Source organism: Sphingopyxis sp. LC81 (assembly GCF_000756375.1).
Taxonomy (GTDB): Bacteria; Pseudomonadota; Alphaproteobacteria; order Sphingomonadales; family Sphingomonadaceae; genus Sphingopyxis.
Map to the genome: position 1 here is coordinate 214,796 of NZ_JNFD01000002.1, position 13,232 is coordinate 228,027.

General features: G+C 65.0%; 8 protein-coding genes. 6 read left to right on the forward strand and 2 right to left on the reverse strand.

Annotation, left to right across the window (positions count from 1 at the left end; all coding sequences use genetic code 11):
* Positions 1-139: 139 nt before the first annotated feature.
* Genes FG91_RS02825 through FG91_RS02840 form a run of 4 tightly spaced genes read left to right on the forward strand, consistent with a single transcriptional unit; the run spans position 140 to position 5,368 of the window.
* On the forward strand, positions 140-2,320 hold the full coding sequence (locus FG91_RS02825; protein ID WP_052187261.1) for a TonB-dependent receptor: 2,181 nt from the start codon (positions 140-142) through the stop codon (positions 2,318-2,320).
* Positions 2,321-2,334: 14 nt separating this feature from the next.
* Positions 2,335-3,372: a metallophosphoesterase family protein gene (locus tag FG91_RS21240; protein WP_152567972.1), complete on the forward strand. Its 1,038-nt coding sequence runs from the start codon at positions 2,335-2,337 to the stop codon at positions 3,370-3,372.
* Between the two features lie 56 nt (positions 3,373-3,428).
* Positions 3,429-4,214, forward strand: coding sequence for an SDR family NAD(P)-dependent oxidoreductase (locus FG91_RS02835; protein ID WP_037511573.1), 786 nt, complete (start codon positions 3,429-3,431; stop codon positions 4,212-4,214).
* Between the two features lie 20 nt (positions 4,215-4,234).
* Positions 4,235-5,368: a tyrosine-protein phosphatase gene (locus FG91_RS02840; RefSeq protein ID WP_037511576.1), complete on the forward strand. Its 1,134-nt coding sequence runs from the start codon at positions 4,235-4,237 to the stop codon at positions 5,366-5,368.
* 61 nt (positions 5,369-5,429) lie between these two features.
* Here the strand turns inward: FG91_RS02840 and FG91_RS02845 are convergent, their stop codons facing one another.
* A complete protein-coding gene (locus tag FG91_RS02845; RefSeq protein WP_161785615.1) occupies positions 5,430-9,098 on the reverse strand; it encodes a CHAT domain-containing protein in 3,669 nt (1,222 codons plus the stop codon).
* A gap of 177 nt (positions 9,099-9,275) precedes the next feature.
* Here FG91_RS02845 and FG91_RS22110 point away from each other — a divergent pair, with 177 nt between their 5' ends.
* Positions 9,276-9,449, forward strand: a complete 174-nt coding sequence (locus FG91_RS22110) for a hypothetical protein (protein ID WP_162531495.1) — start codon at positions 9,276-9,278, stop codon at positions 9,447-9,449.
* On the opposite strand, the gene FG91_RS02850 is transcribed toward FG91_RS22110, so the two are convergent.
* Positions 9,423-10,121 (reverse strand): Crp/Fnr family transcriptional regulator, encoded by a 699-nt coding sequence (locus FG91_RS02850; RefSeq protein ID WP_037511580.1) that lies wholly within the window; start codon positions 10,119-10,121, stop codon positions 9,423-9,425. The genes FG91_RS22110 and FG91_RS02850 overlap by 27 nt on opposite strands.
* 139 nt (positions 10,122-10,260) lie before the next feature.
* Here FG91_RS02850 and FG91_RS02855 point away from each other — a divergent pair, with 139 nt between their 5' ends.
* Entirely contained in the window at positions 10,261-13,224 is a 2,964-nt protein-coding gene (locus FG91_RS02855; RefSeq protein WP_037511583.1) for a TonB-dependent receptor, read from the forward strand.
* Positions 13,225-13,232 lie beyond the last annotated feature (8 nt).

A 13,232-nucleotide genomic window follows, 5' to 3' on the forward strand; every position in this document is an offset into this window, starting at 1 on the left:
CCTGTGAAGCGCGCTCCCTTTTGGCGCAATCAAATCCTGCTTGCAATCTACCTGCATGAAGGTAGAAATCTACCTACACGAAGGTAGAATCGTGAAACGAGGCGATCGCTCGCCCGAATGTTCGATGGAGGGGATTACGATGAATAAGGTTTCCGGGCCGCGGGTCCGTCTGCTGCTTTGCACGCTTGCGATGACCGCGGCGCATCCCGCTTTGGCGCAGAACGCCGAACCCACACCCGACGAGGCCTCGGGCCTTGGCGAAATCGTCGTCACCGCACAAAAGCGTGAGGAATCGCTTCAGGACACCCCGATCTCGATCGCCGCCTTCACCGCCGGCGATCTGGAGACCCGGGGGATCAGCGGACTCACCGACCTGCGCGCGAACGTGCCCAACCTCCAGCTTACCCCGCACCCCAACAGCGCCGCGACCACGCAGATCTTCATGCGCGGCGTTGGCCTGAGCGACGACCAGATCACGCAGGATGCCGGCGTCGCGGTCTATATGGACGGCGTCTATGTCGCGCGCAGCCAGGGGCAGGCGCTCGAAGTGGCCGAGCTTGAGCGCGTCGAGGTGCTGCGCGGCCCGCAGGGCACGCTTTATGGCCGCAACGCAACCGGCGGCGCGATCAACTTCATCACTAAGAAGCCTGAGCTCCAGGATTTCGGTTTCAAGGGGCAGGTGACGCTCGGCAACTATGACAATCGCCGCTTCAAGGCCGCCGTCAATGTGCCGATCGGCAGCACGCTTGCGGCGCGCTTTTCATACGCGAACATCAAGCAGGACGGCTTCGTCAGCAACCCCGGCACCGGCGTGAAGCGCTGGGGCGACAAGGATCGCCAGGCGATGCGCGCCGATGTGTTGTGGCAGCCCGCCGACGCGTTCAGCCTGCGCTACAGCTATGATCGTTCGGAGATTCAGGACACGCCGATCTTCGTCGCCTTCTCGCCGCTGCACCCGCTGAAGGTGCCGCGCCCTAAGGCAGGTAGCCCGCTGGTCCGCGATCTGCTCGCCAACGACGTGACGTCGGAGGGGCACAGCCTGATCGGAGAATGGAACGCCACCGACTCGCTCACCATCCGTTCGATCACGGGGTATCGCAAGCTCGATAACTTCCAGAATCAGGATTATCTGACGGGTGTGCTCGGCCCGACGCCGCTTCAGAAGAACAGCAGCCGCGCCACGCAGGATCAGTGGAGCCAGGAGCTGCAATTTGTCGGCGACGCGCTCGATCGCCAGCTCGAATATGTCGTCGGCGGCTATTGGTTCTCCGAAGAGGGCGACAATTTCAGCAACAGCTTCAGCCCGCCGACGCGGACGCGCAGCTTTACGACCACGACGATCGCGAACGAGTCGTGGGCGCTGTTCGGGCAGGTGACTTACTCCCCCGAATGGCTCGACCGGCGTCTTCACCTGACGGTCGGTGCGCGCCAGAGCTGGGACAAGCGCGAAGCGACGCTCGCGCGTGAGACGCAGGTCAATAACGGCCCGATCGTGCCCGTGCCCGGCGTTGGCGACGGCAGCCGCAAGTTCAAGGATTTCAGCCCCAGCGTCATTCTCGCCTACGACGTCGCCGAAAATGTGAATGTCTATGGTAAGGTGGTGAAGGGCTATAAGTCCGGCGGGTATAATACCCGCGCCAGCTCGATCCCGCGCTTCAACCAGGGGTTCGATTCGGAAACGCTCTGGTCCTACGAACTCGGCATGAAGAGCCAGTTCCTCGACAACAAGCTGCGCTTCAACGTCGCGGCGTTCCAGTCGAAGTATAAGGACATCCAGATCAACGTGCAGTCCGATCCGACCAATGTCCGGATCACCGACGTGCTCAACGCAGGCAAGGCGACGGTGAAAGGCATCGAGGCCGATCTGACGCTCGCACCCGTTCGCGACCTGCGCTTCACGATCAACTACGGCTATCTCGATGCGCAATATGACGAGATCGTCGACGCCACGGGCGCCGACATCTCGGCCAATTTCCGCTTCTCGAACGCGCCGAAACACTCGCTGGGGCTGGACGTCAACTATGACCTGCCGCCGACGCCGGTCGGCACATTTTCGACCAATGTGAATTACACGATGCAGAGCGACAAGTTCGTCAGTTCGAGCATCTCGGGCGGCAAGTTCATCGTCGGCGACTATGGCCTGCTCAACGCGCGGCTGACGCTGGCCGACATCCCGGGCGTCGACGGCCTTCGCGTCGGTCTGTGGGGCCGCAACCTCACTGACAAGGAATATTATGTCACGCAGTTCAACATCGGCCGCCCCGGCGCGCTGTTTGGCGAACCGCGCACCTATGGCATCGATCTGAGCGTCGAATTCTAAAAGGGGGATTCGCGATGAGATATGCTGCCATGCTGCTCGGCGGCGTGCTCGCCCTGTCCCTGTCCGGCGTCGCACTCGGCGCCGGGCAGGGAGCGAAGGATTTTCGCGCGGGCACGCCGGACGTCGCCCGCACGCAAAAGGATTTCGCGGGCGGCACGAACGAGTTCCGCTTCGTCGTCATCGGCGATCGCACCGGCAAGCATCGCCCCGGGGTGTTCGAGGATGCGATGGACAAGGTCGAACAGCTCCGCCCCGATTTCGTGATCAACATCGGCGACCTGATCGAAGGCAATACCGAGGATCAGGCGCAGCTCGGCACGGAATGGGACGAGGTCAATGCCGCGATCAACCGGCTCAGCGTCCCTTTCTTCTACGTGCCGGGCAATCACGACCTGACCAACGAGGTGCAGCGCAGCGAATGGCGCAAGCGTCTGGGCGCCGACTATTACAGCTTCACCTACAAGCGCGCGCTGTTCCTCGTCCTCAATACCGAGGATCCGCCGCAGCCAAAAATTGCGCGCATGGCGCTGTTCCAGCAATATGGCGGCGAGGCGATGAAGACCGTGTTCGAGGCGCTTCAGGGCGATCCCGCAAAGGCCGAGGCGCTGTTTGCGAGCGACCCGAAGCTGGCCGAGCTGGCGGGCAAGATCCGTGGTTCGGAAAATGTCGCGTTCAGCGCCGATCAGGTGAAGATGGTGCGCGATGCGCTGGCGAAAAGCCCCAACGCGCGCTGGACCTTCGTGCTCATGCATCGGCCGGCGTGGAAGGTTGACTCGCCGGCGTTCCGCGAGATCGAGGGGCTTCTCAAGGACCGGCCGCATACCGTGCTCGCGGGGCATTACCACAAATATGCCTATGAGCAGCGCGGGGGGCATGATTATGTTCAGCTCGGCACGACGGGCGGAATGCCTGGCGGTGCGGCGGACGATCCCGCGGTGGTCGATCACGTCATGTGGGTTTCGGTCGCCGCCGGCGCGCCGCGTGTCAGCAATTTGAAGCTCGACGGCTTTTTCGCGAAGCAGGGGCCGTCACCGGTCGCCCCGGCCCGATGACACGGATAAATCGGCGCAGAAATTAGAATGGCCCGCATCATGGAGATTGTTTCGCAATGAATTTCACTGACCTTTCGCCCGCGCTCGGCGCGCCCGGGACCGCTGTCATCGTCACCGGGGGGGCGTCGGGGATCGGGCTCGCTTCGGCACGCGCGCTGGCGGCGGTTGGCCGGGCAGTCGCGCTCTGGGACATCAATTCAGGCAAGGCCGAGGCCGAGGCTGCGGCGATCGCCGAGGAGTTCGGCGCCAAGGCCATCGGTATCGGCATCGATCTGACCGATCTGGACGCCTATCCGGCGGCGATCGCCGCCAGCCGCGATGCGCTCGGTGCGCTGGGCGGGCTTGTCCACGCTGCGGGCATCGTCGACACCGCCTCGCTCGAAGGCATCACGCCTGAAAGCTGGGCGGCGGGCATCAACACGCACCTCCGCCCGCTCGCGCTGCTGACGCAGCAGCTCCACGGCGACTTTGCCGCCAATCCGGGGTCGGCGGTGGTCGCGATCACCTCGATCAACGCGACGCTCGGCAACGCGATGAACCCGATCTACAGCGCGGCCAAGGGCGGGATGCTCTCGCTCGTCCGCTCGCTCGCCGACCGGCTGGCGCGCGACAAGATCCGGATCAATTCGGTGTCGCCCGGCCAGATCATGACGCCGATGATGAAGCCCGCAGTCGACAATTTGCCCGAGGGTTTTTTCGAAAAGCGCATCCTGCTCGAACGCATCGGCGTGCCCGAGGAAATCGGACGCGTCGTCCGTTTCCTGCTCTCGAACGAAGCGAGCTACATCACCGCCGCCGAACTCGTCGTCGACGGCGGCAATATCTCGTCGCAACGCGGCTGAGCGCAGGAAGGTATCTGACAATGAGGAATGACGATCACCGGATGTGGCGGGCTGTCTTTGCGGCCGCATTGATCCTGACGCTGCCGGCATGCGCGACGGTCGACCAGCGGCCGGTGGCCGGCGCGGTTGCCGAACAGCCGGGTGTCATTCCCTTCACCGTCGCCAGCGTATCGGCGGATGGCACGATCAGCTGGTCGGCGCCGGGCGCAGGCCGGGTGACACTTTATGCGGGCACCGATTCCGCGGTGAGCGACCGGTCGAAACCGGTGGGGCAGGGCGATGCAACGGGCAGCATCCGCGTTTCCGGTCTAGCCGCCGGCAAGCGCTGGTTCTTCGCGCTCGTTCCCGATCGCGGCGCGCCGCTGGTCATCGCCGACCGCGGGCTTCATCTCAAGACGATCCCCAATTTGCGCGACGTCGGCGGCTACCGCACGACCGATGGCCGCTGGGTCAAGATGGGAATGATCTACCGTTCGGATCAGCTCGACCGGCTGAGCGATAGCGACCTCGGCGCGATGGGCGATCTTGGCCTCGCCCTCGTCGCTGACCTGCGCACCGCCAGCGAGCGCAGCCATGAACCCGATCGCCTGCCCGCCGGTGCCGAGCATCTGTTGCTCGACGTCGTCGCGGACAGCAAGGGCAGCGTTGGCGGCGACATGCGTCAGGCGATGGCAACGATCGCCGCGGGCAAGGGCGCAGAGATGCTGACCGAGGCGAACCGCGATTTCGTTTCGCTGGACAGCGCGCGCAGCGCCTATCGTACGCTGCTCTCCCGCATCGGCGCCGAAGGCGCCGGACCGACGCTGTATCACTGCACCTCCGGCAAGGACCGCACGGGTTGGGCGAGCGCGGTGATCCTGACGATCCTTGGCGTCCCGCGTGAAACGGTGATGGCCGATTATCTGGCCAGCAATGACTATCTGCGCGTCAAGAATGACGCGACGATCGCCATGCTCGGTAAATTGCCGACGCCGATCGCGCGGGAAAATCTCGAGCCGGTATTGACCGTTCGCGCCGCCTATATTGAGGCGGCCTTCGCTGAAGTCGATAAACGTTATGGCTCGTTCGATCGCTATGTTCGCGAGGGGCTTGGCCTCGATGATGCAGCGATCGACCGGCTTCGCACGACCTTGCTGGCGGGGGTGCCGCAATAGCCGCCGCGTTTGCGTCCGGCTCTGTAAAGCGGACGCTCGGGCTCGGTGATACTGCCCTGTGTCAATTGTCTGTCGCAATCAGGGTGAATGGCGCCCAGGCGGCGGGATGCGCCCAGTCACTGGTCCAGCCTTCCACCACGGTGCCGTCTTCGCGCCTGCCCGATCGGATCGCGCGCATGGCCGACTGGAAGGCCGCCGCCTTGCCTGCCTTCCGGTTCCGCGCCGCGTTGACGAGTGTTTCGACCGTGAGCGCGGCCGTGACCCTGTCGCCGACGCGCCAGCGGCTCGCGAGCAGTGCGTCGGTGCCGGCATAGAGGAATGAACGTGCCAGAGCCGATAGGGCGTCGGCCCCGCCAGGCCCTTCGGTCGTTCCCGTGTTGCAGGCCGACAGAATGACCCACTCGGCCGAGAGGTCGAGTTCGGCGGCTTCGGCGGCGGTCAATATACCGTCGTCGGCGGATGTCGCGTGGCCCGGGGGTGTGAAGATCAGGCCGGGCTCGGCGAAACCTTCGATCTCGCCGGGCAATATCCCATGCGTGGCAAAAGCGACGATGCGCGCGTCGCGCAATCGCCTGTTCGTTCGGACGGCGGTCTCGGTGGCATCGGGGCCGAGGTGGATTGCGTCGACATCGGCGCCGAGCACGCGCGCCATCGCGTTCAGCTCGACCTCGGTGCCGGGAAGCGAAGGAAGCGCGCGCAGGCGTTCGGGGTCGGCGAGCGCGGCGCCGATCGCTCCGGTTTGCGGCGATAGTCCTGTGGCCGCGGCCCGTTTGCTCCCCGCTTTGGCCAGCACCGGTGCGCCATAACCGATGAAGGGACGTGCGTTTCGCCCGGCCGGCCGCCGCTTTCCCGTCCGCAAGGATTCGACCGACGGCAGGTTGACGATCGCGAATCGATCACCGAGCCAGGGGGTAGCGGCGATCGCCTTCTCGGTGTCTGGGCCTTTGGGCTCGGCGGTGATGAAGGCGGCGAAGGGAAGGTCGGCGAGCGTGCCCGAAGTCGTCACATAGAGGGTCTTTACATCCTGGAGCAGCGGCTCATGCGGCTTGACGAGGAAGCGATAGAGATCCCAGGCGTAGCGGCGCTCGAACAGCGGCGACGCGGTCCAGATGCCGCTGCAAGTCTGGGGATCGACCTCGCAGCGAAACGCTTCGATCGTGCCGCGCAGGAAGGATTGCAGCCGCGGCACCGCGTGCCAGCTCGCCCCCTTGGTCGTCACGACAAAGGTGAAATCATAAAGTTCGCCTTCGGTGACGAGAAGCAGCGCCTCGCCCGGACGCAGGCGGCGACGCACCTCGTCTTCGCTCAGGGGCTGGGGCAGCGCGAGGCGCGCGTAATCGGGGTAGGAGCGACGCAGCCGGGCGTCGATTTCACCAAGTTCCCGGCCCAGCGTCCCGATCCTGTCCTTCAAATTCTCGGCGGCGTCGGGCGCGCCGATCATCGCCGTGCCAAGGGTGTGGTTGAGGTTGCGGATTTCCGACGCCAGATCCTGCTGGCGTCGCACCAGCCGGGCGAGCGGGGTATCGCCCAGCGCTTCGCGGGCGACGATACCGGCCAGCGCGCGGGTCGATGCGCTCGATGCCAAATCCTGCGCAATGCGGAAGGATTCGGATCGCAGCTTCGCTTCCTCGCTCCGGACCTGCGTCGCCCGATTGGCGTTGAGGGTGAGCGCCAGCGCGAAGGCACCGGCACCCGAGGCGTCGGACCAGCCGCCTTCGCTGATGGCAGCGGCGACCGCGCGCTCACCCGCGCTCGCCCCCGCCACATCCCGCGCCGACAGCACGCGCGTTCGTTCCGCGCGCGCCCGTGCGACCGCACCGCGCATAAGGCTGACATATTCGGGCGAAGCGGGATCCTGGCGCGCGATCGATCGGGCCAGTGCCATCGACGCGATCGCGACATAGCGGTGACCGGGATCGAGCGAGCCGGTCGCGAGCGCCAGCGCGCGCCGTTGATAATCGATCGCAGCGTCGGCCTTGCCCTGCTTGGCGAGGATCGCGCCCATTCGGCCGAGGTCGGCGATATTCTCTTCCAGGCTGCTCTCGGGAAGCGCGGAACGCAGGGCGATGACGCGTGCCTGCAGCGCGCTGGCATCGTCATATTTCGCGCTCTTGATGAGCAGGCCGACGAGATTGCCGAGCGAGCGGAGCGTGTCGGGATTGCCCGCTCCCAGATGGCGCTCGCGGATCGCGATCGCCTGGCGCAGCCGGACCTCGGCTTCCAGCTCCTGCCCTTGACGGTCGAGGTTGGTCGACAGCAAGGCGAGCGTTCGCGCGGACCCAGGGCTTTCACGCCCCTTCGTGCGGACGAGGGTTTCGAGATTGCGGCGATAGATCGCCTCGGCGCCCGGCAGGTCGCCCATTTCCTCGAGGTTCAGCGCAAAATCATTATATTCCTCGAGGACGAACGGGTCCTCGGCGCCCAGCGCCAGCCTGCCATATTCGATGGCCTTCTGGATTGCCGTCGAGGCTTCCGGCCGGCGGCGCTGCCCGGCGAGCACTTCGCCCAGGGTGCCCCACGCCGCCGACAATGATCGCGCTTCCTCATCCGATGGTGTGAGCAGTTCGATCGCGCGGCGCGCACTGGCTTCGGCCTCCGCATAGCGGCCGCGTACACTCTGGACGAGCGCGAGCCGCCGCAACGCCGCGGCGTGCGCGGCGCGGTCGCCGAGCCGCTCGCGAATGCCGACAGCGTCCCGCATCAGCGTTTCGGCGGTGTCAGCGCGGCCGGTCAGATAGAGAATGTTCGCGAGCATCTCCATGTCGGTTGCGGCGTCGGGCGATCGGTCCCCGGCCGATCGCCGGGCCATCCGTGCCCGAACCGCGGCTTCGGCCTTGACGAACCTGCCGCCATCGATGAGTTCGCGGATCTCCTTTTCGGTATCGCTGACCATGGCGATGCTCGCCGGGTCTGGCGGCGCTGAATCGCCTTGCCGTTCACGGGCGGGAGCGCGCGCTTCCGCACCGCGGCGGAGTAATGTGGCAAGCTGGTAGAGCGACGCGCGGGTGTCGGCGTGATCACGCCCGAGCATGCGAGCCTGGATTGCATAGGCCTGTTCTGCGGCCGTTTCGGCCTCTGCGATGTCGCCCTGCAGCGCCAGATAGAGCGACAACAAATAGCGTTCGCGCGCGCTTTCGACACTGTCGCGGCCTGCCGCGTCCGCGACCGCATCGACCTTGCGGCGTTGCCCCGCGGTGCGTTCGCGATAGGCCGACATTTTCGCTTCGGCATCGACGAGCAATGATTGCAGGGCAGCGACCACCGCATTGCCGTCGCCGAGCGTCCGGCGACCGGCGCCGATCCCCTCGCTGTAGGCCGTAATAGCTTCCGGAAGCCGGCCGCGGGCTTCGAGTATCCGTCCGACATTGCCCCAAGCCGCGATCAGCCGGTCGTCGGCCAGGCCGGGCGCCGCGAGCAGGGCTATGGCGCGCCGCGCCGCCGCCTCGGCCTCTTCATACTGCCTGCGTTCGAGCAGGACCGATGCGAGGCGGTTGAGGCTTCGGCCCGTCAGCCTGTCGTCGCCGAGCCGTTCGCGTGTCCGCACCGCGGACCGGATCAGGGGTTCGGCTTCCTCGGCGCGCTTTGTCATGGCGAGCAGGAGTGCCAGCCATTCGGCGTCGCCGGCGGCCGCAGCGGTCTCCATGTCGCCCGCTGTGACATGCACCTTCAGGCGATCGCGCAGGATCGTTTCGGCTTCGTCAAATTTGCGGGCATCGATGAGCGACTGCATCGCTGTGTCGCCCGGTTGCGCCGCCGATGCCGTTTGTGCCTGCAGGGACGCAGGCTGCACCGTCATCAGGATGCAGGCCAGCCAGCCAAGGCGATGGATGACGCGAAGTGAGTATTGCCCCATAAATGATTGCGGCCAATCGAAAATCGGTCCCATTGAGTGTTGGAACAGGCAGGCATGGCATTGGTTCCGTCGGTACGCTTCCCGGTCGACGGCGGGGGTGTGGTGGTTGTCGGCGCCGCCGAGGGAAACCTCGTCATCGCGGGGAACTGGCCGGGACGGATGGCGGAGCATATGGGGCGATCACGCGCGCTCAGTCGCCGGTCACCCCTCGCGGGCGAAGTGGTCTAGCGCGGCGGGGTCGACGACGGTGATCCGGCCATAGCCGAGTTCGATCAGGCCCTTTGCAGCAAATTCGCGCAGGATTTCGTTGATCCGCGGGCGCGTCGCTGCAACCGACATCGCCAGTTCCTCCTGGCTGATGTTGCGCAGGGGGGCGATCGGCCCGACGGGATATTCGAAGGGCGAGCGGCCGAGATCGCCGAGCCGCGCCGCGACGCGCTGCGCCAGCGGCAGGACGACATCATCGACGATATAGCGCCCGAGTTTGCGGCGGATGATCAGTTCGGGCGCGAGCAGCAGGCGAAAGGTCGCGACATCTCGCTCGAAGATCCGCGTCACGTCGGCCGGGCGAAGCGAGAATATCTGCGTTTTCTCGCGTGCAATCGCCGAATAGGCGTGCGGCAGGCCGTCGATGCAGCTCAGGAAACCGGTCCAGTCGCCCGGCCGTGTGATCCCCAAGGTGACGGCATTTCCATCGGGCGACAGCCCGATGACATGGAGGATGCCGGTGATGACGCCGTGCAGCCCGCTCGCTTCGTCTTCCTCTTCGTACAGATATTTGCCGGATGCGATCGTCCGGATGGCCCCCGCGGCGAGCATTTCGGCGCGGATATCGGGCGGGAGTGTGTTGAACCAGGCCCCGGCCTCAAGCGCTGCTTCAAGCTCCTGACGCTCGTTCATCCCCAAATGTCTCCCTGAGAACAGTCATCCGGCGGTGGCCGTGCAAAAGTCCGCGATGGATGCGGGTCCATCGGGTCCGCAGCATGGAAGATCAACGAAGTCGGCGCAAGCAAGCCGTCGGCGCGTGGGAGGGAAAATAATGCGTTCATTCGGCCGGTTCGCCATCATTCTGGCGACGGGGGCGTCATCGCTCGCCATCAGTCACGCCGCGGGGGCCCAGCAGGCCGAGCCGCCGGCCGCCGATACGGCAGTCGCCGAGGACGTCGGCGTGGGCGACATCGTCGTGACCGCGCAGCGCCGTTCCGAAAGCATCCAGAACGTCCCGATCGCGATCACGGCCTTCGATTCGGAAGCGCTCGAAAAGCAGCAGATCCGCTCGACCTCTGACCTGCAATTGTCGATCCCGAGCGTCACCTTCACCAAGAGCAATTTCGCCAGCTCGAACTTCACCATCCGCGGCATCGGTGACGCGGCGATCGCGACGAGCGGCGATACATCGATCGGTATCGCCATCAACGAAATGCCGCTGGTGACGACGCGGCTTTTCGAAACCGACTATTTCGACCTCGAGCGCGTCGAGGTGCTGCGCGGGCCGCAGGGCACGCTATTCGGTCGCAACGCGACGGGCGGGGTCATCAACTTCGTCACCGCCAAGCCCGACCTGTCGGGCATCGCGGCGTCGGCGACGCTGCAATATGGCAATTACGACACGCGCCGCGCCGAAGCGATGTTCAACCTGCCGTTGACCGATACCCTCGGCGTTCGTGTCGCCGGGACCTATCTGAAACGCGACGGCTTTACCGACAATCTCTATACCGGGAACAAGATCGACGGCCGCGATCAATATGCGGTCCGCGGCACGCTGCGCTGGCAGCCGACCCCCGACACGACGCTCGACCTGATGGGCTATTATTTCAAGGAGGATTCGAACCGGTCGCGCATCCAGAAACAGCTTTGCCACCGCGACCCGACAGGGGTTCTGGGCTGCCTGCCGGATCGCCTCGCCAACGAAACGCTCAACAACAATGCCGCGCTCGGCACGACGCTGGCGTCGCGCGAGTTTTTCCGAATCGTCAGCGGCAGTCCCGCGATCGCGGGCGTAGGGCTCGGCAGCGTTTACGGACCCGACAGCTTTGCGGGCGTGGTCAACCCGGCGGACCTGCGCACCGTCAACATCGATTTCGAACCGACCTATGTCGCCGACGAAGTCCAGCTGATGGGCAAGCTGGTGCATGGTTTCGGCCCCGTGACGCTGAACCTGACGGGCGGCTACACGCGCAACAAAGTTGATTCGCGGACCGATTATAATCTGGCGGTCCAAAACCCGCTCGCGACAGGGCCGGGATCGGGTATCTTCGCGCTCCGCAATTTCCCGACGCCGCTCTTCGCTAATGCCGTGTCGCGCCTCTTCCGGGGCAACGAACTGTGCGTGTCCGAGGTCGATCGCAGCTATACGGGCTATATCAACGGCAAGATCAACCGCTGCTCGGCACAGGGCGCGGAATATGACAATTCGCGCGCGGCGAACCGGCAATATTCGGTCGAGGCGCATCTCGATTCCGACTTCGACGGTCCGTTCAACTTCCTGCTCGGCGGCATCTATGTCGATAACAAGGCCGACGTCGACTATTTCGTCGCCTCGTCGGGTCTCGACTATGCCACCGCCGTCATCGGGGCGCTCCAGACCGGCGGGGCAGGGGCAACGGCATCGCCCTTCGCGAGCGTCGAGACCAATCTCTATCGCCTGAAATCATACGGCCTGTTCGGCGAAGCCTATTATGACATCACCGACGAGCTGAAGCTGACCGGCGGGCTGCGCTATTCGCACGACAAGAAATTTGTCCGCGACCGCGCAATGCTGTTCAATTTCACCATTCCCTATGGCACCGCCGACGCCTTTGCCGCGCCGAATGCGGCGAACTTCGACGCCGACGCAAGCCGCCCCGGCAAACAGGCCTTCCGCGAGACCGACGCTGAGTTCGGCAAGGTCACCGGCCGCGTCGTGCTCGACTGGACGCCGGAGACGAGCTTCAGCGACAAGACGCTCGTCTATGCTTCCTATTCGCGCGGCTATAAGTCGGGCGGGATCAACCCCGCCTTCGATCCGAGCGTGGTCACCGCGCCCGCGCTCTACCGGCCCGAGATGCTGAACGCCTTCGAAATCGGGACGAAGAACACCTTCCTTGGCGGCCAGTTCCGCGCCAACCTGTCGGCCTTCTACTATGACTATAAGGGTCTACAGATCAGCCGCCTCGTCGCCCGGTCAGTGTTCAACGACAATGTCGACGCCAAAGTCTATGGCGTCGAAGGCGAATTCGTCATGGCGCCGACCCGTTCGCTGCAGTTCAATGTCAACGCGAGCTATCTGCACACCGAAGTCGGCCGGCTGCAATTGATCGACCCGCGCGATCCCAGCGGCGGGCGACCGGACTCGGTGCTCATCAAGGATCTGGCCGGCGGCGCAAACTGCGTGGTCGCGCCGAAGACCGCGGGTAACGGCGCGCTCGCCAATGCCTTCGTTACCGCGGTGAATGCGGGGCTGGGGCTGCGCGCGCCGACGCCGGTCCCGGGCACCGCGACGACGGGTGCCTTCTCGATGTGCGCCGCGCTGGCGGCGGCGGCAGCCAATCCGTCGGCGGCATTGAGCGCGCTGCTGGGTGTGGGGCCGGGGCCGCTGCCGATCCAGCTCGATCCCAATGTCGCGACGGCCAAGCTGATCGACGGCATCTCGGTCGACCTCACCGGGAACCAGCTTCCCAATTCGCCGAAATATAAGGTCTCGTTGGGTGCACAATATACGGCCGACATCGGCAACAAGGGCATGAACGCGGTGTTCCGCATCGACTATGCGCTGACCGGAACCGCTTATTCGCGCGTCTTCAACCGCGCGATCGACCGGGTGCCGACCTATGACATCGTCAACGCGCAGGTGCAGCTCAACGGCGCGGACGATCGCTGGTTCGCGCGGGCGTTCGTGCAGAACCTGTTCGACAATGACGCGGTTACCGGCCAGTTTGTCGCCGACGCCTCGTCGGGGCTGTTCACGAACATCTTCACGCTCGAGCCGCGCCGCTACGGCCTTGCGCTGGGGTTCAGATACTGAGGAGCGCA